Origin of the sequence: Barnesiella sp. An22 (assembly GCF_002159975.1) — a bacterium.
Lineage (GTDB): Bacteria > Bacteroidota > Bacteroidia > Bacteroidales > Barnesiellaceae > Barnesiella > Barnesiella merdigallinarum.
On sequence record NZ_NFJR01000018.1, the window covers coordinates 1 to 25007 of the forward strand.

Sequence of the window (25007 nt, forward strand, 5' to 3'; positions counted from 1 at the left end):
TACCATTATATTATCCAAACAACATTATCAAAAGTAATATTGAAAATCAATTTATTGGAAACTTATAGTTGTTATTGCTTTGGATAATCTTTTACTTTGGATAATCGCGATTATCACAACTTTAGATAATCGCGAGGGAGAGCTTATCTTCCGCTACCTCTACCACTATACGGGTTGCACCACTCCTTTCGTGCGCCTGTGGATCAGCTCTCTCACCGACAAAGCTATCCGCGAGGGACTGCGGAAACTCGAAGACGGCAGCAAATACGACAACCTCTACCTCGCCGCCAAAGCGCGGAGCGAATCCGACTGGCTCGTGGGCATCAACGGCACACAGGCGTTATCCATCGCCGCCGGACACGGCACGTATTCCGTGGGGCGGGTGCAGACACCAACGTTGGCTATGGTATGTGAACGCTACTGGGAGAACCGCCGCTTTACGTCCGAAGCATTCTGGCAGCTCCATATCGCAACGGACGGTTGCGACGGCGAAGTCGTGAAATTCTCATCCTCCGAGAAATGGAAAGAGAAAGAACCGGCGATGGAACTATATAATAAGGTAAAGGCGGCAGGTTGCGCCACTGTCACGAAAGCCGAGCGCAAGGAGAAGACGGAGGAAACTCCCTTGCTCTACGACCTGACCACGCTCCAGAAAGAAGCCAACGCCAAGCACGGCTTCACGGCGGAACAGACGCTTGAAATCGCGCAGAAACTCTACGAAAAGAAGTTGATAACCTATCCGAGAACGGGAAGCCGCTACATCCCCGAAGACGTGTTTGCCGAAATTCCCAAACTGCTCGCTTTCATCGGCACACAGCCCGAATGGAAAGACAAGGTGCGGGCAAAAGCCGCCCCGACACGCCGCAGCGTGGACGACGGCAAGGTGACAGACCACCATGCCCTGCTCGTCACGGGTGAGAAACCGCTCTTCCTCTCCAAAGAGGACAATACCATCTATCAGATGATTGCCGGGCGCATGGTCGAGGCATTCTCTGAGAAATGCGTCAAGGATGTGACCACTGTCACGGCGGAATGTGCCGGAGTGGAGTTTACCGTAAAAGGCAGCGTCGTGAAGCAAACCGGATGGCGTGCCGTCTATGGCGAGGAAAAAGAGGAAATTACCATCCCCGGCTGGCAGGAAGGCGACACGCTGACACCGAAAGGCTCGTCCATTACCGAAGGAAAGACCAAACCCAAGCCGCTGCATACCGAAGCCACCCTGCTCTCGGCAATGGAAACGGCGGGCAAGGAAATTGAGGACGACGCACTGCGGCAGGCGATGAAGGACTGTGGCATCGGTACTCCCGCCACACGCGCCTCCATCATCGAAACGCTTTTCAAGCGCGGTTACATGGAACGCTGCAAGAAGTCGCTTGTTCCCACCGAAAAAGGACTTGCCCTCAATTCCGTCGTCAAGACGATGCGCATCGCCGATGTTGCCATGACGGGCGAATGGGAAAAGGAGCTGGCGCGTATCGAGCGCGGGGAACTGTCCGACGACACCTTCCGCAAGGAGATAGAGGCGTACACACGTGAGATAACCTCCGAACTGATCTCGTGCGACAAGCTCTTCGGCAGCCGTGACTCCGGCTGCGCGTGTCCCAAGTGTGGCACGGGCAGGATGCGGTTCTACGGCAAGGTGGTACGCTGCGACAACACGGAGTGCGGACTGCCCGTGTTCCGGCTGAAAGCGGGACGCACCCTGTCCGACGATGAAATCAAAGACCTGCTCACCGAAGGGCATACCAAGCTGCTCAAAGGGTTCAAGAGCAAACAGGGCAAGAGTTTCGATGCTGTTGTCGCCTTTGACGGGGAATATAACACGACTTTTGTGTTCCCGGAGGCTAAAAAGGACAAGAAATTTTCAGGACGGAAGAAATAGTATTAACTTTGCCACTTGTTCAGAGTAATGAATTGTTCTTCGATACCGGATTACACTCATACTTTGGATTTAGTGGTGGCACTCGGAGGGATACCGAGTGCCTTTTTCTTCCTTTTTCCAACCGATTATCCCGTTAATTATCAATCCGCTAAATCCAAAGTAATGAACAACAAGAAGAAAAACGAGGGTCAGACCGACTTTTCCTATTACGGTCTGTACCTGCTGGACTATCTCCGCACGAACAAGTTTGAACAGGCTGACGACACCGCTTTCATACGGGAACGGGCCGACCGTGCCGCCGAAACGTATGAGAGGGCACGGCTTGAAGGCTATCCCGCCGATGGTGCGCAGGAACTGGCGATGGACACGCTGCTGCGCGGGCTGCATTATTCCCGTTACGCCATCCTCCGCGAAGTCGTGGAAAACGAGTTTGCCGATGAAGTGCCGGAAGAGAAGCGTGAAGCCTTTGTCCTGAAACTGCTGCCGCTTGTCGGCAACGTGTTCTCCGTCTATGACCTCTCGGATGACAATTTCGCCCTGTCTTCCGATTACGACCTGCTCTACACGGAGCTGACGGGAGCAACCGTCCTTTACTTAGACGAATATGGCGTTTAACCGCAAACAGAAACTGCGGGACAACATCGAGGCGATACGGACGGCATTCATCCTTGACAGGGAAAATAGGACAGCGACAACCGAAGAGCGTGCCATACTTCAAAGGTACTGCGGTTTCGGCGGTCTGAAATGTATCCTCAACCCTGCAAAGGAACTGACGGATGCCGTCCGGTGGGCGAAATCCGACCTCGAACTGTTCGCCCCGACGGTGGAGCTGCACAGGCTTATCCGTGAGAACAGCAAGGACGAAACAGAGTACAAGCGGTTTGTGGATTCGCTGAAAGCGTCCGTGCTGACCGCTTTCTACACCCCCAAAGAGATAACCGACACCATCGCGGACGTGCTGGCAGATTACAGCGTCCGCCCCGCCCGTATGCTCGAACCGTCGGCAGGTGTCGGCGTGTTCGTGGATTCCATGCTGCGGCACAGCCCCAATGCGGATGTGATGGCTTTCGAGAAGGATCTGCTCACGGGTACAATCTTGAGGCATCTCTATCCCGACCAGAAAATGCGCACCTGCGGTTTTGAGAAAATCGAAAGACCGTTCAACAATTATTTCGACTTGGCGGTGTCCAACATTCCGTTCGGTGACATTGCCGTGTTCGACGCGGAGTTTCAGCGGAGCGACTCTTTCGGCAGACGCTCCGCCCAGAAAACCATCCACAACTATTTCTTTCTCAAAGGACTGGATGCCGTGCGTGACGGCGGTATCGTGGCGTTCATCACCTCGCAAGGGGTATTGAATAGCACCAAGACCTCCGTGCGTAACGAGCTGTTCAGTCAGGCCAATCTGGTATCCGCGATACGCCTGCCCAACAACCTGTTCACGGACAACGCGGGCACGGAGGTGGGCAGTGACCTGATTGTCCTGCAAAAGAACCTCAGCAAGAAGGAAATGTCGCAGGACGAGCGGCTGATGACCGTGATACAGACGGACACGAAAACCGCCCTGACCGACAACGCCTATTTCATCCACCACCCGGAACGCATCGTGCATACGATGGCGAAACTTGACACAGACCCCTACGGGAAGCCCGCTATGGTTTATCTGCACGAGGGCAAGGCAGCAGGCATCGCCGGGGATTTGCGCCGTATGCTCGACGAGGATTTCCATTACAGGCTTGCCATGCGCTTGTATTCGGGTTCAATCCGGCAGGCAGGAACGGAAGAAAAAGTTGCCGTTCAAAATAAAGTAGAGCGTCCTGCCATAAAATTGGAAACAGTATCCTCGGCGCAGACGGTGGAAACTCCGACAGAAAAGCCGCAACCCGCAGATGAAAAGCCGGAGATAGAACCGCGCCCGCAATATTCCGCAGGCGTGCAGCTCACCCTGCTTGACCTCTGGGGGATGACGGAAGAGGTCAGCCAACCGAAAACCTCCAAAAAGAAAAAGACGGTGAAAAAGGCAGTTACGGCAAAGTCCACTCCGCCCAAACCGAAAGTCACGGTTACACCGACAGCTCCAACTGCAAAACCCGCAATGGAGAATAAGGAGGTGAAAGCGGAGAACACCGCCAAGCCTGCCGACCCGGACGACATCTATGCCACACTGGACTGGGATACCAATCCTCCCATCAACGGTTTCTATGAAATGATGATGGGTTTGACGCCGGAGCGTAGGAAAGAACTTCGGGAACTGGCAAGGCAGCATAACGAGAAACAAGTGGCGGAAAAGACGGAAGTGAAAGCCGTGCCGGAAACTTCCCGTGAGCAGCCACGACAGGAGGAAACACAGCCGGAGGCAGTCGCCGCACCTGCCGTTACAGATACCCCATCGGAAGCGGTGGGGACTTTCCTTTTCCCCGACATCGAAGCGGAAAAGCCGAAGGAGGAAGTCGTGGACCTTTCTCCGCGTGCCTACCACCGCACGCCGGAGATGCACCTGCGCGAAGGGTCGCTGGTGGCTGACCGGGGGCGTCATAACATCGGCTACCTGAAAGACATCACGCCATACGGGGCGACATTCCAGCCGCTCGACCTGAAAGGATACCAGAAGGAAAAGGCGTTGTTGTATGTGTCGCTGCGTGACGCCTACGAGCGTCTGTACCGTTATGAATCGCTCCGGCGCGAGGCAAATGTTCCGTGGCGAGAGCATCTGAATACCTGTTACGATGAGTTTGTCATGCGCTACGGCAACCTCAACGCCAAGCAGAACGTGAAGTTAGTGATGATGGATGCGGGCGGGCGCGACATCCTTTCGCTGGAACGGATGGAAAACGGAAAGTTCGTCAAGGCGGACATCTTCGAGCATCCTGTTTCCTTCGCGGTGGAGAGCCATGCCAACGTAGGCTCTCCCGAAGAAGCCCTGTCTGCGTCGCTCAACAAATATGGTACGGTCAATCTCGACTATATGCGGGAGATAACCGACAGCACGGCGGAGGATTTGCTCACTGCCCTGCAAGGGCGCATCTACTACAATCCGCTCGTGACCGGTTACGAAATCAAAGACCGTTTCATCGCCGGAAATGTCATAGAGAAAGCGGAACGCATAGAGGCATGGATGGGTGACAATCCCGAAAATGAGCGTATGCCGGAGGTGAAGCAGGCGTTGGAGGCTCTGAAAGATGCCGAGCCGCAGCGCATCGCCTTCGAGGATCTGGACTTCAATTTCGGGGAACGCTGGATTCCGACGGGTGTCTATGCCGCCTACATGAGCCGGCTGTTCGACACGGAGGTGAAAATCGCCTATTCCGCAAGCATGGACGAGTTTTCGGTGGTGTGCGGCTACCGCACCATGAAAATCACGGACGAGTTTCTGGTGAAGGGGTATTACCGGAACTATGACGGTATGCACCTCCTAAAACACGCCCTGCACAACACCTGCCCTGACATGATGAAGTCCATCGGCAAGGACGAGCATGGCAACGACATCAAGATGCGCGACAGCGAGGGAATACAACTCGCCAACGCCAAGATTGACGAGATACGAAACGGCTTCTCCGAATGGCTCGAAGAGCAGTCGCCGCAGTTCAAGGAGCGGCTTGTGACGATGTATAACCGCAAGTTCAACTGTTTCGTGCGCCCGCGCTACGACGGCTCCCATCAGACCTTTCCCGACCTCAACCTGAAAGGGCTGGCAAGCCGGGGTATCAAGAGCGTCTATCCCTCACAGATGGATTGCGTCTGGATGTTGAAACAGAACGGCGGCGGAATTTGCGACCACGAGGTGGGAACCGGTAAGACGCTGATAATGTGCATCGCCGCGCATGAGATGAAGCGTCTGAATTTGGCACACAAGCCGATGATTATCGGGCTGAAAGCCAACGTTGCGGAGATTGCAGCCACCTATCAGGCGGCATATCCCAACGCACGTATTCTGTACGCTTCGGAGAAGGACTTTTCGACCGCCAACCGTGTGCGCTTCTTCAATAATATAAAGAACAACGACTACGATTGCGTCATCATGTCGCACGACCAGTTCGGCAAGATACCGCAGTCGCCGGAATTGCAGCAGCGCATCCTGCAAGCAGAGCTTGACACGGTGGAGGAAAACCTCGAAGTGCTACGGCAGCAGGGAAAGAACGTGTCGCGGGCGATGCTGAAAGGATTGGAGAAGCGCAAGCACAACCTTGAAGCGAAGCTGGAGAAGGTGGAACACGCCATAAAGTCACGCACGGACGACGTGGTGGATTTCAAGCAGATGGGCATCGACCACATCTTCATAGATGAGAGCCACCAGTTCAAGAATCTGACTTTCAACACGCGCCACGACCGTGTGGCGGGATTGGGAAACAGCGAGGGAAGCCAGAAGGCACTTAACATGCTCTTTGCCATACGCACCATACAGGAGCGCACAGGAAAAGACTTGGGTGCGACCTTCCTCTCCGGCACGACTATCAGCAACTCACTGACTGAATTGTACCTGCTGTTCAAGTACCTGCGCCCGAAGGAGCTGGAACGGCAGGACATAAGGTGTTTCGACGCTTGGGCGGCGATATTTGCCAAGAAGACGACGGATTTTGAATTTAACGTGACGAACAATGTGGTCCAGAAGGAGCGTTTCCGCTACTTCATCAAAGTGCCGGAGCTTGCCGCCTTCTATAATGAAATCACGGACTACCGCACGGCGGAGGATGTGGGCGTTGACCGTCCTGCCAAGAACGAGATACTGCACCATATACCGCCCACGCCGGAACAGGAGGACTTCATACAGAAACTGATGCAGTTCGCCAAGACGGGCGATGCCACCTTGTTGGGCAGGCTGCCGCTTTCGGAAACGGAAGAAAAGGCGAAGATGCTCATCGCCACGGACTATGCCCGGAAAATGGCACTCGACATGCGCATGATAGACCCGAATTACGAAGATCATCCCGACAACAAAGCGAGTCACTGTGCCAAGATGATCGCGGAGTATTATCAAAAATACGACGCCCAGAAAGGCACGCAGTTCGTTTTCTCTGATTTGGGGACATACCAGCCGGGCGACGGGTGGAACGTCTATTCGGAAATCAAGCGCAAACTGACGGAGGACTACGGTATACCGCCAAGCGAGGTGCGCTTCATTCAGGAGTGCAAGACCGACAAGGCGCGGAAGGCGGTGATAGACGCCATGAACGCCGGGACGGTGCGTGTGCTGTTCGGCTCTACCTCTATGCTCGGAACGGGTGTGAACGCCCAGAAACGGTGTGTGGCTATCCATCATCTCGATACGCCGTGGCGACCGTCCGACTTGCAACAGCGTGACGGACGCGGAGTTAGGGCAGGTAATGAGATTGCCAAACATTTCGCCGGGAACAACGTGGATGTAATCATCTACGCGGTGGAGAAGTCACTGGACAGCTACAAGTTCAACCTCCTGCACTGCAAGCAGACTTTCATAAGCCAGCTCAAAAGCGGTGCGATGGGTGCGCGTACCATCGACGAGGGGGCAATGGACGAAAAATCGGGCATGAATTTCTCGGAATACATGGCGTTGCTCTCCGGCAATACCGACCTGTTGGACAAGGCGAAACTGGAAAAGCGGATCGCATCGCTCGAAGGGGAACGCAAGTCGTTCAACAAGGGCAAGCGTGATTCGGAGTTCAAGCTGGAGTCAAAGACCGGCGAGTTGCGCAACAACACGGCTTTCATAGATGCCATGACGGAGGACTGGAACCGCTTCCTGTCGGTGGTGCAGACCGACAAGGAGGGCAACCGCCTTAATATAATAAAGGTGGACGGAGTGGATTCCGCCGATGAGAAGGTCATCGGAAAGCGTTTGCAGGAGATAGCCAAGAATGCCACGACCGGAGGGTTGTACACGCAGGTCGGTGAACTTTACGGTTTTCCGATAAAGGTGGTGAGCGAAAGGATACTCAAAGAGGGATTGGAGTTCACCGACAACCGCTTCGTGGTCGAGGGGAACTACAAGTACACCTACAACAACGGGCATCTGGCGATGGCTGACCCGTTGGCCGCCGCCCGCAACTTCCTCAACGCGATGGAGAGGATACCCTCCATCATCGACCAGTACAAGGCGAAGAACGAGGTGCTGGAGATGGAGATACCGCAGTTACAGGAGATAGCGGGTAAGGTGTGGAAGAAGGAGGACGAGCTGAAGCAGTTGAAGTCCGAACTTGCCGCCCTTGACCGAAAAATTCAGCTGGAGCTTGCGCCACCCACGCCCGAAGTCGCAGAAAAGGAGAATGAAGGGCAACAGCTCAAGCCGGAAGCGGAAGATGTGAGGAACAGGCAGGCGCAATATCCCGAAAATGCACCGCCGCAGATACGCAGTCCGGCGGATAGTATCGTTGCCAACCATGTCATAATCGGGCGTCCGGGACTGTATGCCAAGGAGGAAACCCGGTCCAAAGGATTGAAAATATAACCTAAGGAATTTTATCTGAAGTATTAATAAGGGCTATCCCAAAAGGTCTAAAAGTAAATTTTATCCTTTCTGCAAGTATCTATAGGATGGCAACTGCATTTTTTTCTTTTTGGGCAGCCCTTATTAAAATTTATTCTTATTTTAGGTTATATACATTCATGTCCATTTATGTAAAAAATTCCTGCTGACCTTGTTTATGTCTTGTCAGTCACCATTTGCAAAACCATATTTGACCCTCAAAGAGGCTGAATTTGATAAGTAACTTGCTACATACTCATAATAAGGAGCTAAATAGAACACGAATGGGAAATACACAAATGCTAAACTAAAGAAGATATTGGCCAAAATAAACGCTATACCGAGAGAGAAACTTGATTTTTCAACTTCCTAAAACGGTGTTGTTCAAACATTTCTACTTATTTGTACTTGCCAGTTGAACCTACGCTTCCCTAATAAAATGTCTATGGTAAAAAGTTAAAAAATCCTCCCACTTTTGTTAGATATATTTTTTTGTGTAATTTTGTAATCGTTATGCGGCAGTAATAATATACATATTAATACGAGTTAGTAATCCTGTAGTTCTCATATGCTACGAGGAGGTATTAAAAGGTGCGTTTCGACAATGCATCTACTGTAGTATATTATTGCTTAATCCAAATGAATATTATAAATTTAGGAATTCTTGCTCACATTGATGCAGGAAAAACTTCCGTAACCGAGAATCTGCTGTTTGCCAGTGGAGCAACGGAAAAGTGCGGCCGTGTGGATAATGGTGACACCATAACGGACTCTATGGATATAGAGAAACGTAGAGGAATTACTGTCCGGGCTTCTACGACATCTATTATCTGGAATGGAGTGAAATGCAATATCATTGACACTCCGGGACACATGGATTTTATTGCGGAAGTGGAGCGGACATTCAAAATGCTTGATGGAGCAGTCCTCATCTTATCCGCAAAGGAAGGCATACAAGCGCAGACAAAGTTGCTGTTCAGTACTTTACAAAAGCTGCAAATCCCGACAATTATATTTATCAATAAGATTGACCGTGCCGGTGTGAATTTGGAGCGTTTGTATATGGATATAAAAACAAATCTGTCGCAAGATGTCCTGTTTATGCAAACTGTTGTCGATGGATCGGTTTATCCGGTTTGCTCCCAAACATATATAAAGGAAGAATACAAAGAATTTGTATGCAACCATGACGACGATATATTAGAACGATATTTGGCGGATAGCGAAATTTCACCGGCTGATTATTGGAATACGATAATCGCTCTTGTGGCAAAAGCCAAAGTCTATCCGGTGCTACATGGATCAGCAATGTTCAATATCGGTATCAATGAGTTGTTGGACGCCATTTCTTCTTTTATACTTCCTCCGGCATCAGTCTCAAACAGACTTTCAGCTTATCTCTATAAGATAGAGCATGACCCCAAAGGGCATAAAAGAAGTTTTCTTAAAATAATTGACGGAAGTCTGAGACTTCGAGACGTTGTAAGAATCAACGATTCGGAAAAATTCATCAAGATTAAAAATCTAAAGACTATTTATCAGGGCAGAGAGATAAATGTTGATGAAGTGGGTGCCAATGATATCGCGATTGTAGAAGATATAGAAGATTTTCGAATCGGAGATTATTTAGGTGCTAAACCTTGTTTGATTCAAGGATTATCTCATCAGCATCCCGCTCTCAAATCCTCCGTCCGGCCAAATAAGCCCGAAGAGAGAAGCAAGGTGATATCCGCTCTGAATACATTGTGGATTGAAGACCCGTCTTTGTCCTTTTCCATAAACTCATATAGTGATGAATTGGAAATCTCGTTATATGGTTTGACCCAAAAGGAAATCATACAGACATTGCTGGAAGAACGATTTTCCGTAAAGGTCCATTTTGATGAGATCAAGACTATCTACAAAGAACGACCTATAAAAAAGGTCAATAAGATTATTCAGATCGAAGTACCACCCAACCCTTACTGGGCCACAATAGGGCTGACTCTTGAACCCTTACCGTTAGGGGCAGGGTTGCAAATCGAAAGTGACATCTCCTATGGTTATCTGAACCATTCTTTTCAAAATGCCGTTTTTGAAGGGATTCGTATGTCTTGCCAATCTGGTTTACATGGATGGGAAGTGACAGATCTGAAAGTAACTTTTACTCAAGCCGAGTATTATAGCCCGGTAAGTACACCTGCTGATTTCAGACAGCTGACCCCTTATGTCTTCAGGCTGGCTTTGCAACAGTCAGGTGTGGACATTCTCGAACCGATGCTCTGTTTTGAGTTGCAGATACCCCAAGTAGCGAGTTCCAAAGCTATTACAGATTTGCAAAAACTGATGTCTGAGATTGAAGACATCAGTTGTAATAATGAGTGGTGTCATATTAAAGGGAAAGTTCCATTAAATACAAGTAAAGACTATGCCTCAGAAGTAAGTTCGTACACTAAGGGCTTAGGCATTTTTATGGTTAAGCCATGTGGGTATCAAATAACAAAAGACGGTTATTCTGATAATATCCGCATGAACGAAAAAGATAAACTTTTATTCATGTTCCAAAAATCAATGTCATTAAAATAATGGAGCGGTCAGGAAATTTCTATAAGGCAATACGGTTGGGATATATACTTATCTCCATTCTTATCGGATGTATGGCATATAATAGCCTCTATGAATGGCAGGAGATAGAAGCATTAGAACTTGGCAATAAAAAAATAGACGAGCTCCGAAAAGAAATAAACAATATCAATATTCAAATGATAAAATTTTCTCTATTGGGTGAAACAATACTGGAATGGAACGATAAAGATATCGAGCATTACCATGCACGGCGTATGGCAATGGACAGTATGCTCTGCCGTTTCAAGGCCACCTATCCAGCAGAGCGCATCGATAGTGTGCGCAGTCTTTTAGAGGATAAGGAACGACAGATGTTCCAGATAGTCCGGTTAATGGATGAACAACAATCTATTAACAAGAAGATAGCCAATCAAATTCCGGTTATTGTACAGAAAAGTGTGCAGGAACAGTCCAAAAAGCCAAAACGAAAAGGTTTCTTAGGCATATTCGGCAAAAAAAAGGAAGTAACTCCAGCAGTATCAACCACTATCCTTCATTCGGTCAATAGAAACGTAATCAGCGAACAGAAAGTGCAGGATCGCCAATTGTCGGAACAAGCCGACAGCCTTGCAGCTCGTAATGCAGAACTTAACAGACAACTGCAAGAATTGATTTGCCAAATAGAAGAAAAGGTACAAACCGAACTGCAAAGCCGGGAAAACGAAATAGTTGCCATGCGTGAAAAGTCATTTATGCAAGTAGGCGGTTTAATGGGATTCGTTCTTCTATTGTTGTTAATTTCCTACATCATCATACATCGTGATGCAAAAAGCATTAAACAATACAAGCACAAGACAACTGATTTGATAAGGCAACTGGAACAATCCGTACAACGGAACGAGGCACTGATAACGTCAAGGAAGAAGGCGGTACATACTATCACCCATGAACTGCGCACACCGCTGACAGCAATAACAGGCTATGCCGGACTGATACGGAAAGAACAGTGTGAGGATAAGTCCGGGCAGTATATCCAAAACATACTGCAATCCTCCGACCGTATGCGGGATATGCTTAACACTTTGCTTGACTTCTTCCGCCTGGACAACGGCAAGGAACAGCCCCGTCTGTCACCCTGCCGGATTTCAGCAATCACGCACACACTTGAAACGGAGTTCATGCCTGTTGCCGTGAACAAAGGGCTGTCCTTGTCCGTGAAGACTGGACACGATGCCATTGTATTGACCGACAAAGAGCGAATAATACAAATCGGGAATAACCTGCTGTCAAACGCTGTCAAGTTCACAGAAGAAGGCGGTGTTTCTTTGATTACTGAATATGATAATGGAGTTCTGACACTGGTCGTTGAAGATACAGGTACAGGCATGACAGAAGAGGAACAGAAACAAGCGTTCGGTGCGTTTGAACGTCTATCAAATGCCGCCGCAAAGGAGGGTTTCGGGCTTGGGCTTGCCATAATGCGTAATATTGTGTCGATGCTTGGCGGAACAATCCGTTTAGACAGCAAGAAAGGGAAAGGCAGTCGTTTCACAGTTGAAATTTCTATGCAGGAAGCTGAAGAACAGCTTGGATATACAAGCAATACACCTGTTTATCATAACAATAAATTCCATGATGTTGTCGCCATTGACAATGATGAGGTATTACTTCTGATGCTGAAAGAGATGTATTCCCAAGAAGGAATACACTGCGACACTTGCACCGATGCTGCGGCACTGATGGAAATGATACGCCAGAAAGAATACAGCCTGTTGCTGACAGACTTGAATATGCCCGATATAAACGGTTTCGAATTGCTGGAACTGTTGCGTTCGTCCAACGTGGGCAATTCACCAACAATCCCGGTGGTTGTGGCAACCGCTTCGGGCAGTTGTAACAAAGGGGAACTATTGGCAAAAGGCTTTGCCGGATGCCTGTTCAAACCGTTCTCCATATCGGAACTGATGGAGGTTTCCGACAGGTGTGCCATAAAAGCGACACCGGACGGGAAACCGGACTTTTCCGCCTTATTGTCCTATGGCAATGAAGCCGTCATGCTGGAAAAGTTGATAACTGAAACAGAAAAGGAAATGCAGGCGGTACGGGATGCAGCAAAAGAAAAAGACCTGCAAAAGCTGGATTCCCTGATCCACCACCTGCGCAGTTCGTGGGAGGTGCTCCGTGCCGACCAACCGCTGAATGTACTTTACGGATTGCTTCGTGGCGATGCTCTCCCGGATGGTGAAGCGTTAAGCCATGCCGTGACTGCCGTGCTGGATAAGGGAGTGGAAATAATACGGTTGGCAGAAGAGGAAAGGAGAAAATACGAAGATGAATAAGACAAAAATAATTGTGGTGGAAGACAACATCGTGTATTGCGAATATGTCTGCAATATGCTGTCACGGGAGGGCTACCGCAATATGAAGGCTTACCACCTCTCAACCGCGAAGAAACATCTGCAACAGGCAACAGATAATGATATCGTGGTTGCCGACCTGCGTCTGCCTGACGGCAGTGGCATAGACCTTTTGTGCTGGATGCGAAAGGAGGGAAAGATGCAGCCCTTCATCATTATGACCGACTACGCCGAAGTTAATACCGCCGTGGAAAGCATGAAACTCGGCTCGATAGACTATATTCCCAAACAGCTTGTGGAGGATAAACTTGTCCCCCTGATCCGTTCCATACTGAAAGAACGTCAGGCAGGACAACGCCGTATGCCTATATTCGCCCGTGAAGGTTCCGCCTTTCAGAAAATCATGCACCGCATAAGGCTGGTAGCCGCCACCGATATGAGCGTGATGATATTTGGTGAGAACGGCACGGGCAAGGAGCATATTGCCCACCTGTTGCATGACAAGAGCAAACGTGCAGGCAAGCCATTTGTGGCGGTGGACTGCGGTTCACTCTCCAAAGAGCTTGCACCGTCGGCTTTCTTCGGACACGTCAAAGGTGCATTTACAGGTGCGGACAATGCCAAGAAAGGATATTTCCATGAGGCGGAAGGCGGCACGTTGTTTCTGGACGAGGTAGGAAACCTCGCGTTGGAAACCCAACAGATGTTGCTCCGTGCCATACAGGAGAGGCGGTATCGCCCGGTCGGAGACAAGGCAGACCGGAATTTCAATGTCCGCATCATCGCTGCTACCAATGAAGATTTGGAGGTATCGGTGAATGAAAAGCGTTTTCGGCAGGATCTTCTGTACCGCCTGCACGACTTCGGGATAACCGTTCCTCCGTTGCGTGACTGTCAAGAAGACATTATGCCGCTGGCAGAGTTCTTCCGTGATATGGCAAACAGAGAGCTGGAGTGTAGCGTGAGCGGGTTCAGTTCCGAAGCACGTAAAGCGTTGCTGACACACGCATGGCCGGGCAACGTGCGGGAACTTCGGCAGAAAGTTATGGGTGCTGTATTGCAGGCGCAGGAAGGTGTTGTCATGAAAGAGCATCTGGAACTTGCCGTGACGAAACCGACCTCTACTGTCAGCTTCGCCTTGCGCAATGACGCGGAGGATAAGGAGCGGATATTGCGTGCGTTGAAACAGGCAAACGGCAACCGGAGTGTCGCCGCAGAACTGCTCGGCATAGGCAGGACAACACTATACAGCAAACTTGAAGAGTATGGACTTAAATATAAATTCAAGCAATCATAGCCCGTAATTCACTGAATTTGGCTATCTTTGCATAACATTTGAGAAAAACGGCGATTGGCAGGAGCTTTTCGCCGCCAACATATAGGATAAGACCGCAAGGCGTTTCAAGCGAAAATCTGGTAAATTGGAACTACGGAGACGATTGCGTGATGCTTATGCTATGCTTACGCATAGCGTGCATTCACGTACTCTCCGTAAAGGCTTTACCAGAGCCATCGCTTGAAGGTAGTGTGAATTGCACGCTACTTTTTTACCCTTGCCTAACGAAAGGAAACGATTATGGGTAAAGTTCAGATTCTCGCCGTACTGACGATGGACGGATGTCTTTCTTCAGAGTTATATGATAAAGCACATCAGGATTTGTGCCTTGACCGTTGCGGTCTTGATGAAATCAGGAAGAAAGCCTTTTACCGTGTGACACCGGACTATTCCATTTCAATGCTGCACGAATGGAGAAAAGACTGCACAAACATCCGTTACCTCGCGGAAGCCACACCGGACACGGCAGACTATATAAACGGACTGCTGCGGATGCACGCTGTGGATGAAATCATACTATACACCGTTCCTTTCATATCCGGAAGCGGACGACATTTTTTTAAGTCGGCTCTGCCAGAGCAACACTGGACGCTTTCCTCTTTGAAAAGCTATCCCAACGGTGTATGTCGCATTATCTATATCCTTGATAAAAAAGCAAGATAGCCAAAATGTGCGGCAAGCATACATTTCTATTTTCAGGAATAGAATAAATGTTCCGATTACAAACAATTTAAGTCGGAGATAATTTGTCCTTGTGAAAAATACTGAATTTTATACCTCTGAAATCCAGCACTTTGTAAAATTGAGTGTTGGATTTTTTATTTTCTGCCGCGTTTTTTGCCAATTATATTCATGTGCGCACGCAGAAAACAAAGTGTAATTTTCAAAATTGACAGAACCATGAATTATTTCTTGCTGGCGGAAACCGACTTTTTCCGCCTGATAAACGAAGCCGGCGACTGCAATATGGAAACGGCATACACGGCTTTCGCCACCCAAGTGATCGAACTGTGCAACGGCGGCATGGACATGAACCTTACCGTCATCGCGCTTGCCTACATCGAAATCGAGTTGCAGCACCATCCCGTACGTAATCTGTCAGAAGAAAAAAGAGAGATTGCCGCCTACGTCAGCAAGGCTCTGTCTTTCGTAAGAAAGATGCAGAAATTCCTTGCCACGCCCCAAGTGCCACCACTAATATCCGCCAACAACGCAACAGAAACCACCGCCAGCCTTCTTCAATGGACGGGCAATGCCATCGACCTCGTGGAACTTATCTACGGCATAGACGTGATGGGCTGCATCAACAACGGCAATATGCCGCTCAAACAGCTCGCCCCACTTCTCTATAAGATATTCGGGGTTGATTCTAAAGACTGCTACCGCTTCTACACTGATATCAAACGCCGGAAGAACGAAAGCCGCACCTATTTCATTGACAGGATGCAGGAAAAACTGAACGAGAGAATGTTGCGTGATGAGGAGTTGGAGCGGATGAGAAAATAAAAAAATATCCATTACATATGAGAAGACAGGAATACTCGTATCCTGTCTTTTTATTTTCATTTAATTATATATTAATTAGCACAATATATGTGAGTTTTTCATTCCTATAAGGACAAATTTCAGAAACGTATGTCTGGTAAATTATTGAGTCATCATAGTATGAACATATATCATTACTAAAAACAATGAAACAACTTCCATAAGATTGTGGTTGTAAAAATCGCCATTTAATAGCCCGTTTTTTTTGTAAAATTCGCCAATTAAAAAAATATGATTATCTTTGCATTATATTTTATAAGGTATGGAAACAGTAAATAGAATACTTCAAGAGAAGATTACAGCACGAATCGCGCCCAATAAAGCAGTACTGATTTTTGGTGCTCGCCGTGTTGGTAAAACGGTAATGATGCGTAAAATTGTGGACAACTATTCAGGTAGGACGATGATGCTCAACGGCGAAGACTACGACACATTAGCACTATTGGAGAATCGCTCAATAGCCAATTATCGGCATTTATTGGATGGTATTGATTTGCTGGCTATTGATGAGGCACAGAACATACCACAAATCGGTAGTATTCTGAAGTTGATAGTTGATGAAATACCGGGAATAAGTGTCTTGGCAAGTGGTTCTTCGTCATTCGATTTGCTGAATAAGACTGGTGAACCGTTGGTCGGCCGCAGTACGCAATTTCTCCTTACACCATTCTCGCAACGGGAAATCGCACAGACGGAAACGGCACTTGAAACCCGCCAGAACCTCGAAGCGCGCTTGATTTACGGTTCCTATCCCGAAGTAGTAATGATGGAGAACTATGAACGTAAAACAGACTACCTACGTGATATTGTCGGTGCATACCTGCTTAAAGATATCTTAGCAATTGACGGCTTAAAAAATTCGAGCAAGATGCGCGATCTACTGCGATTGATAGCTTTTCAGTTGGGCAGCGAAGTTTCTTACGAAGAGTTAGGTAAACAACTCGGCATGAGCAAGACGACCGTTGAAAAATACCTCGACCTATTGGAAAAGGTCTTCGTTATCTATCGTCTGGGGGCTTATTCGCGTAACCTACGCAAGGAGGTTACAAAAGCTGGCAAGTGGTACTTCTACGACAACGGCATTCGCAATGCCATTATCGGGGCTTTCTCACCGCTGGCCATTCGGCAGGATGTCGGTGCGCTGTGGGAGAACTACATCATCGGAGAGCGGCGCAAAGCGAACTTCAATGAGGGACTGCACAGGGAGTTCTATTTCTGGCGCACCTACGACAAACAGGAAATCGACCTGATTGAGGAGAGTGCCGACAGTCTTACCGCCTTGGAGTTCAAGTGGGGAAATAAAATGCCGGCCGCACCGAAAGCCTTCCAAGAAGCCTATCCCTATGCCGAGTTTCATGTGGTAAATCGGGAGAATTATTTGGAGTTCGTATAATCAATAAATTACGTATATGGAAACAAAACTACAATCCAAACAGCAATATCCGCGGTTTATCCAAAATAAACCGTGTGGTATTGACAAATTCGATGGAGGTTCGCAAGAAAGGTTGGCAAAAACTATTGCTCGCCATTTTTGTCAGAATGATTCATTGGATGAGGAATGTACTTTACCTCGAATTATCGGCATCGAAGGTATTTGGGGATCTGGAAAATCCAACGTGGTTAAAATGTTGGAACGTGAATTATCAGACGACTATTACTTTTTTGAGTATGACGCATGGGGACATCAAGAGGACTTGCAACGCCGCTCTATATTGGAATTGCTTACAAGCAAACTTATTGATGATGGTATCCTATCTGGAAATGCAACAATAAAAGTCAAAGGTGGAGGTACGAAAACCGTATCATGGTCTGAAAAGCTGAAATATTTATTAGCCCGTAAAACGGAGACCGTAACCGAAAAATATCCCCTTATCAGTAATGGTATGGTTGCGGCATTTTTGGTTGCAGTTTTAACTCCGATATTTACATTTATTGCGTATGCAGTAAAACCTACACCCACAACATGGTGGTTTTCTTTATTGTCTATTATCATAGCTGCACTGCCAGTTCTTATTGCATTGTGCGTTTGGAAATGGGCATATAGCAAAGATCATAAATATGGATGGAGTTATATGTTAGCTATTTATCAAGATAAAGTCGAAAAGGACGTTTGCTATGAGACTTTGAGCGAAGACGAACCAACGGTTTACGAGTTCAAAACATGGATGCAAGACATTTCTGATTTTATCAAGGAAAAAGGACAACGTAAATTAGTCCTTGTTTTTGACAACATGGATCGTCTCCCCGCTGAAAAAGTAAAAGAATTATGGTCTTCTATCCATACGTTCTTCGCCGATAGCGGTTTTGAAAATGTTTGGGCTGTTATTCCTTTCGATGAAACACATTTAGCTTGTGCATTCGGAGATGAGACCGACGAACAAACGAAACAACTGACCAAGTATTTTATCAATAAAACTTTCCCTATTGTTTATCGTGTTGCTCCTCCTGTTATTACCGACTATCGAAGTATATTCAACAAACTGTTTGTTGAAGCATTTGGAGAAACAGAAAATGAAGCGAAAGAAACTATAAATCGGATATTCAGATTGGTAAATCCTAATGCCAATGTTAGGGAAATTATATCATATATCAATGAGATGGTCGCTCTTAAACAAGAGTGGTGTAACGAAATTTTGATGATAAACATAGCATTGTTCTGTTTGAAGAAGACGGATATTCTGGCAAATCCAGTAGAACAAATATTGTCCGGCGACTATCTGAATGGCATTCAAACAATAATTAACAATGATCTGCAAACACAACGCGAAATTGCAGCTTTGGTATATGGTGTCGATGTTGAAGATGCTCGACAAATTCCATTGAAAAAATATATTGAAGGCTGCATCAACGGAGAAGAAGACCACAACATAAATCAATATGCAGAGACTAATAAACAATTTGACACTGTATTAGAAGAAGTTATACAATGTATGGACAATGCGCTTATCGATAAGATTATACATTGTTTGCATAAATTAACTCGAAAGAGCGATGTTATTCTGCGTGTATGGCAAAGAATAGCACAATTGAAATTAAAAGAATTCATAGAGAAGCAGGTGTTCCCTGTCGAATACCAAGAACTGCTGTTGCATTTAGACACGGAAAGCCAAAACCATGTGATTGCTCAATTATATAAGAAGATAGTTCGGTTCAATGACTTCAATGGCGGCGACTATTTCAAAACGTTAGATGCAATAGACAGGTTTATTGCGCAAAATAAGTTGGCGTGCGATTTTACGTCATTGATTGAAGCAAAAACAGTCAAGCCAAATACATTTATCGATTATATTCAAGCTGCAAATGCAACAGATGCTGCCTATCGGGATAACGCGACAACTAAAGCATATAAATATTATCAAGTAGCAACAAATTCGGAGGCGCTCGATAATTATTTGGCAAACTTACTACCCGATAATTTCGACCATGCAGATATTGTAAAAACGTTAAAAGATAATTCTACCTATACGTTTCCAACGCTTTTGCAAGCGATCACGAATTGCATTGATGAACAGAATGTAAATAAAGATAATATAGGGGCTATATTTACAACCTATCGTTTATTGGCATCTGACGAAGAAAGACCTTTACCTGTAACGTTAGATTCAACCTACATAAATCAGTTGCATTCTGAATTAGAAACTGATGGCCGAAACATTAAAGAGTCTGGATATTACGATTTAGTCGCCATGCAATTGGCACATGGTCATTCCGTTTCCTTAATAGAGGGTGGAGATATAAAATATGTTGCAGAACTCATGGACTATTATGTGGATCATGGAGACTTATTAGTAAATAGTGTGGGATGGAATATACCGCTATTAAATGAAACACTACAATACATGGTAAATCATAAACTTGGCTATAAATTATTGCTCTCAGACATATTGCCCCAATTTGAAGATATTAAGAACAGAATAGGTGTAACGGATGAGGTATTTATCGAGCATTTAGCAGAGTGGAATACCGATTTGGATAAGTATATCACTAAGAACAATATTAAAGATGTAATTCCTGACGCATCTTTTTACGATTTGACCACTAAAATAAGCAATGTCCTGACCGATCATATCAATAAAATAGCGTTCGAAGCGTTGTCTGAAATAAGTGTTGATACATTATACGCCCAAAGAACAGCACATACATCATATTATTGGTTTGTCGCAATAAAACATTTACTGGCTAAAATCAAATCCTTGCCAGATAACTTGACTGAATTTGGCAAAAAGATTCTGATGGATATTGCTTCTGGAACTCAAAGTTTGAATCCTTTCCCTAATTGTTTCAAGAATATAGTTGAAAGATTGGATAAACGAAAAATTAAATCGACAGTTACCGATATAAGAAATGATTTCTGCATCGGTAAAAAGACTATCAATGCAATAAAGTTTCAATTTTTCGAAACATGGCTTAGATCGCATGGTAATTTGAAAAGTCAAGCTGGAGACGTTATTGATAAAATAGTGAAACCTGTAATTTCCGATGGGGCATGCCGTTCATTGATTCTGCAAAACAAAGATTTTTATATGGATTTAATAAATACAGCAGGGGATGATGCTTATGAATTGAAAAAGAGTCTCCGAAACCTCATACAAAAAGATTCAGATCCGCAATTGGTTAAATTTGTCAATTCGATAGATTCAGTACCTGAGGTTGAAACCGCGTAAGTATTTGTCTAACAAGTCCGAATTTTACGATTTTACCCGTCAGAACTGAAGTGCCCCCCAAAAAAATTGTATCCAACTTTTGGGGGTCACTTCAAACTTCGATAGGGATAATTTTCAATTTTGGGGACTTGTTAGACAGTCTCATTATCTGGTAGCAGTTTACACAGCACCGGATCGTTTTTGATACGCTCCAGTTCCTCCTGCACAATCTGCTTCACCTCTTCCTTGATGCGCCGGTAGTTCGCCTGCACCGTTTCCTTCATGCGGTCGTTGCCGTCCTCGTCCGTGAAGTTTGTAATGACGGGAATTTTCTTGTAGGCACTTTCTTCCCGTTTCACCTTTTCGGCATCCACCACAATCTCGCAATGAAAAATCTTCTGCTCGATACGCTCGTTGAAGTTGTCGGATACAGAACCGACAAACATTCCCTGCGTAAGCCCGGAAATCTTACTCGGTGGAATGAGCGCGTCCATCTGCGTGTTGATGGAGGTGGAAACATCCTGCCGGTTGATGGAGATGGACTGCCGTTTCTGCAACACCTTACCGAACCGCTCGGAGAGCGTCTTGGCTGTTTCCCCCACCACCTGACCGGAGAAAATATTGCCGACAGTGTTCATCACCACTTTCGCCTCTTTGTCCCCGTAGTCACGCACTAACTGGCTGAAATCCTGAAAGCCCAGACACACGGCAACCTTGTTGCTTCGGGCGGTAGCTATAAGATTGTCCAACCCTTTGAAGTATATTGTGGGCAACTCGTCGATGATGACCGATGACTTCAGCATCCCCTTCTTGTTGATGAGCTTCACGATACGGGAATTATACAGACCGAGTGCCGCACCGTAGATATTCTGACGGTCGGGATTGTTACCCACGCAGAGGATTTTCGGCTCTTCGGGATTGTTGATGTCCAGCGTAAACTCGCTGTCTGACATCACCCAGTAGAGCTGCGGTGAAATCATCCTCGAAAGCGGGATTTTTGCCGACGCTATCTGACCCATGAGCTGCTCCGCAGCCCCTCCAAGCCACGCATCCATGAACGGCGAAAGGTAGTTCTCCAGCTCCGGATAAGAGGTCAGTATCGGAAATATATCCTCGTAACGGCGGTTCAGAAACTCGATAGCATGGGGAAACGTGCAAAACTTCCCGTTCTGATAGATTTTGAGATACCAGATAATACTGGCAAACAGAATGATAGGTGACTCCACGAAGAAGTCGCCCTGCTTTTGCACCCACGTTTTATTGAGGTTGAGCATTATTGTGTAGGCACTCTCATAGGCATCCGTAATATCTTCCATAAAATCCGGGTGAATGGGATTGCACCGATGAGAGCGTCGCGGGTCGTCGAAGTTGATCACATAGAACTTCGGCTTTACCTTGTAGCCGTCCGGGTGGTTCAGCAAATGGTTGTAGGCAATAGTAGATAGGTCGGGATACTTGAAATCGTAGATGTATTGACTAAAGCCCTTTTCAATCTGTTGCTTGATAAAATTGTTTACCACGGCATAGGACTTGCCGCTGCCCGGCGTACCCAACACGATGGACGCACGGAAGGGATTAACTACATTGATCCAACCGTTGTTCCAGCGTTTCCTGTAATAGAAACGTGTCGGCAGATTGACCGAATACTCGCTTTCGATAAGCCTCGTTTCCTGCATGAAACTCTCGTTCTCGTTGTTGAAAACATCCTCCATCAAATTGTGTTTCAACAGGCGGCTCATCCACAGACCACCCATCAACAGGCAGACATAGCCCGTTCCAATGGTAAGGACATACAGTCCCGTCACCGCTTCAAGCGGCAGCGGCAGGGGCAGCAACCACCAGTTCAGGAAAAACAGCACGAACCCGACGGCAAATGCTGTCCAGATTCTCCCCCAAGTGATTTTCTCACCCTTGACACCCTTCGTACCCAGACAGGACAAGGCAAGCAAAAGGACGGAAAACAGCTTCGTGTAGAGAATGGAATGGAACAGCCCCGCCGTGCGGTCGAAGTTCAGAAGGATTTTGTCCACCACGCCGATGTTCACGCCCCACAGCCGGATGGCTTCGTAGCAGAACCAGTACACGTTCATGACCACTAAAATGATACTCACGGCACGCAGAAAATCCATGATTTTCGCCAATGCCCTCAAATCGTCTTCTTGTTGTGACATACATTGATTTTTTAATTGTTGATACTCTGATTACATACCCAAGCCCTTGCGTTTTTTCTTCTTTTTGCGCTTCATCGCCCGGATGAAAGCCTCTTCCTCGGCATCTACCGCCGGACCTTCGGGAGTGAGCAAGCCCATACCGCCCGATATATCTTCACTGTCGTAGGCGGTCTGCCCGTGTGCCTTGTCCGCAGCATCCACAGGGATGGATAGCGGTATCGGCGGTTGTCCGGCGTATGGCAGGGTGAAGTGTTCCTGCAAGGCATTCGCCGAAAGCTCCTTACCCATGCGCGAACCGTTCAGCACGCATCCCGTGCGGTGGTCGATGAAGGTAGCCCCATAGATGCGCCCTTCCTCTGTGTAGCGCAGTACGGTGTCGATGCCCTTCTCTTTGAGTTGGGATACAAATTTGTCCTTGTCATAAGTGCCTTGCAGCACGGAAAGGACGGTGCGTTTCGTCATGTCTGCCAGTTTCCTATCCTTGATTTCCGATTTGGAACGGACAAACTTCTTCTGTACGGCTTCATAGCCTGCGGACTTCCCGAAAAGCGAGGATTTGAACGGGTTGCCCACCTTGTTACCCTTGTCGTCCGTGACGGAATAGACCAGCCCGTGATACTCCCGTCCGCGCACGTTGCCCCTCGCTTCCTCCACCGTCATATTATATAAGGAAAGGAGCGCACGGTATTCGCCCATCGTCTGGAAACGGTACTGCCCATTCAGAGCCTTCACGGTGTTGCCTACCTGCTTCTTCACATCACCTGCCGATGCGGCCACCTTGCGCAACGGATTATCCAATCTCTGATTTTTACGTTCTGCCGGATGCAATCCGTACTTCTGTTCCAGTTCCCTGCGGATACGGTCGCTGCGGCGGTAGAGAAAATCCCGGTTGAGCCTTTTCCCGTTCTCGTCCACGTTGACCGTCACGATGTGCAGGTGGTGGCGGTCGATGTCCTCGTGCTTGAATACAAGATAAGGCTGGTTTCCGAAACCGAGTTTTTCCAGATACTCGCGGGCGATATTCTGCAACTCAATATCGGTCAGCACATCCTCCGGGTGCGGGTTGAGAGAGATATGCACCACCGGCTTCTCGATCTTCATCTGCGGTGGCAGGAAGGTGAGAAAACCCTCCATCGCCTTGCCTATGTCCACCGTTCCCGAACCGTCATTGTAGATGCGGTTGGTGGTGAGAAGCCGCCCCTGCGCCTCGTTAATCTTCTCCCCGTTGTAGGCAATCGCGCCGTACAACGAACTTCCTACACTGATTTTTGCGACCATTTTGCCTCCATTTCCCTTGAAAGTTCCACAATCCGGCGGCTCAGTTTCACGAGTTCGACGGTGTGTTGCTCTAATTTGTAGAGCAACGCCATCGCCTTTTTCTCTGAAAAATGCAGCCTCAGTTCCTTCACGACTTGGTTGTAATTCGTACCCACGGCACGGAATTGTGCATGAAAATCCGACAGTTTGGTGTAATAGTCCACCAACGTCTTGTCCACCTTCAGCACCTTGAACGGTTGCCCGAAGAAGTGCGCTTTGAGGAAAACAGACCGTGCATAGACACCCGATTTTCCGAACATGGCGAGGAAACGGTTGTGTTCCTCCTCGTTGAAACGGACGGTGTACCGGTACACCGCCGGATCAAGTTTGGGATTTCTCCCTGATTTGCTTTTCCTTTTCTCTTTCATATTACTTTGGATTTAGCGGATTGACGGCATAAGCCGCCGCTTCGGATTACAGCACCGCAGTTCTGAAAGGCTTCCCGACTTCGGAGGGAAAGCCCGCCCCCTGCAAGGGCAAGTGCTTTTCGTGGCTGCTCAAAATATTTTGAGCGGCTGAAAAGACATCTTGCTATGTTCAGGTGAACATAAAAATCCGTCAGGGGACGGATTGGGAAAATACCTTTCAGGACTCCGGGCCGCGCGTCATCGGCGAACCCTGCTGTCCGGGTGCAAAGTTACGCCCTTAAAGCGGTATCGGACAGATGCTTGACCCGGTCAATGACTGCCAACCGGCGCAACGTGCCGCCACTTGCCGGAGAAGTGATACAGGTTCCAAAATATACTTGTTTATTTGCAGCATGATTCAAGAAA

General features: G+C 47.5%; 12 protein-coding genes and 1 pseudogene. 10 read left to right on the forward strand and 3 right to left on the reverse strand.

What is annotated here, in order from left to right; translation table 11 throughout:
• Positions 1–130: 130 nt before the first annotated feature.
• The 10 genes and pseudogenes from B5F38_RS12630 to B5F38_RS12675 all read left to right on the forward strand — a co-directional run.
• Positions 131–1910, forward strand: a pseudogene (locus B5F38_RS12630) (DNA topoisomerase); the annotation flags it as partial.
• Between the two features lie 134 nt (positions 1911–2044).
• On the forward strand, positions 2045–2497 hold the full coding sequence (locus tag B5F38_RS12635; protein ID WP_004304266.1) for a DUF1896 domain-containing protein: 453 nt from the start codon (positions 2045–2047) through the stop codon (positions 2495–2497).
• A complete protein-coding gene (locus B5F38_RS12640; protein WP_004291462.1) occupies positions 2487–8303 on the forward strand; it encodes an N-6 DNA methylase in 5817 nt (1938 codons plus the stop codon). Before B5F38_RS12635 ends, B5F38_RS12640 begins: the two co-directional genes overlap by 11 nt.
• A 657-nt stretch (positions 8304–8960) precedes the next feature.
• Positions 8961–10886 carry a tetracycline resistance ribosomal protection protein Tet(Q) gene (gene tet(Q) / locus B5F38_RS12645; protein ID WP_004291466.1) on the forward strand — a complete coding sequence of 642 codons (1926 nt, stop codon included), beginning with the start codon at positions 8961–8963 and terminating at the stop codon, positions 10884–10886.
• Entirely contained in the window at positions 10886–13204 is a 2319-nt protein-coding gene (locus B5F38_RS12650; protein ID WP_004291467.1) for an ATP-binding protein, read from the forward strand. The genes tet(Q) and B5F38_RS12650 overlap by 1 nt, the downstream gene beginning before the upstream one ends.
• Positions 13197–14519 (forward strand): sigma-54 dependent transcriptional regulator, encoded by a 1323-nt coding sequence (locus tag B5F38_RS12655; RefSeq protein ID WP_004291471.1) that lies wholly within the window; start codon positions 13197–13199, stop codon positions 14517–14519. Before B5F38_RS12650 ends, B5F38_RS12655 begins: the two co-directional genes overlap by 8 nt.
• Positions 14520–14798: 279 nt before the next feature.
• Positions 14799–15221 carry a dihydrofolate reductase family protein gene (locus B5F38_RS12660; protein ID WP_004291474.1) on the forward strand — a complete coding sequence of 141 codons (423 nt, stop codon included), beginning with the start codon at positions 14799–14801 and terminating at the stop codon, positions 15219–15221.
• Positions 15222–15458: 237 nt separating this feature from the next.
• Positions 15459–16064 carry an RteC domain-containing protein gene (locus B5F38_RS12665; RefSeq protein WP_004304269.1) on the forward strand — a complete coding sequence of 202 codons (606 nt, stop codon included), beginning with the start codon at positions 15459–15461 and terminating at the stop codon, positions 16062–16064.
• 301 nt (positions 16065–16365) lie between these two features.
• Positions 16366–17496: an ATP-binding protein gene (locus B5F38_RS12670; RefSeq protein WP_004291480.1), complete on the forward strand. Its 1131-nt coding sequence runs from the start codon at positions 16366–16368 to the stop codon at positions 17494–17496.
• 16 nt (positions 17497–17512) lie between these two features.
• The gene (locus tag B5F38_RS12675) at positions 17513–20767 is read left to right on the forward strand and encodes a P-loop NTPase fold protein (RefSeq protein WP_087409552.1); all 3255 of its coding nucleotides are present in this window, start codon (positions 17513–17515) and stop codon (positions 20765–20767) included.
• A 131-nt stretch (positions 20768–20898) separates the two neighbouring features.
• On the opposite strand, the gene mobC is transcribed toward B5F38_RS12675, so the two are convergent.
• From mobC to mobA, 3 genes are read right to left on the reverse strand one after another with little or no spacing between them, the layout of a single operon-like run.
• Positions 20899–22917, reverse strand: a complete 2019-nt coding sequence (gene mobC / locus B5F38_RS12680; RefSeq protein ID WP_004291482.1) for a conjugal transfer protein MobC — start codon at positions 22915–22917, stop codon at positions 20899–20901.
• A 30-nt stretch (positions 22918–22947) separates the two neighbouring features.
• Positions 22948–24195 (reverse strand): conjugal transfer protein MobB, encoded by a 1248-nt coding sequence (gene mobB / locus B5F38_RS12685; protein WP_004291483.1) that lies wholly within the window; start codon positions 24193–24195, stop codon positions 22948–22950.
• Complete coding sequence (gene mobA / locus B5F38_RS12690) at positions 24174–24602, reverse strand: conjugal transfer protein MobA (RefSeq protein ID WP_004291488.1); 429 nt, start codon at positions 24600–24602, stop codon at positions 24174–24176. Before mobA ends, mobB begins: the two co-directional genes overlap by 22 nt.
• Positions 24603–25007: the final 405 nt, after the last annotated feature.

Coding starts and splice junctions, on each gene's coding strand:
- B5F38_RS12640 (WP_004291462.1), top strand. CDS start 2,487: ATGGCGTTTAACCGCAAACAGAAACTGCGGGACAACATCGAGGCGATA.
- B5F38_RS12655 (WP_004291471.1), top strand. CDS start 13,197: ATGAATAAGACAAAAATAATTGTGGTGGAAGACAACATCGTGTATTGC.
- mobC (WP_004291482.1), bottom strand. CDS start 22,917: ATGTCACAACAAGAAGACGATTTGAGGGCATTGGCGAAAATCATGGAT.
- mobB (WP_004291483.1), bottom strand. CDS start 24,195: ATGGTCGCAAAAATCAGTGTAGGAAGTTCGTTGTACGGCGCGATTGCC.
- B5F38_RS12675 (WP_087409552.1), top strand. CDS start 17,513: ATGGAAACAAAACTACAATCCAAACAGCAATATCCGCGGTTTATCCAA.
- B5F38_RS12635 (WP_004304266.1), top strand. CDS start 2,045: ATGAACAACAAGAAGAAAAACGAGGGTCAGACCGACTTTTCCTATTAC.
- B5F38_RS12660 (WP_004291474.1), top strand. CDS start 14,799: ATGGGTAAAGTTCAGATTCTCGCCGTACTGACGATGGACGGATGTCTT.
- B5F38_RS12670 (WP_004291480.1), top strand. CDS start 16,366: ATGGAAACAGTAAATAGAATACTTCAAGAGAAGATTACAGCACGAATC.
- mobA (WP_004291488.1), bottom strand. CDS start 24,602: ATGAAAGAGAAAAGGAAAAGCAAATCAGGGAGAAATCCCAAACTTGAT.
- B5F38_RS12650 (WP_004291467.1), top strand. CDS start 10,886: ATGGAGCGGTCAGGAAATTTCTATAAGGCAATACGGTTGGGATATATA.
- B5F38_RS12665 (WP_004304269.1), top strand. CDS start 15,459: ATGAATTATTTCTTGCTGGCGGAAACCGACTTTTTCCGCCTGATAAAC.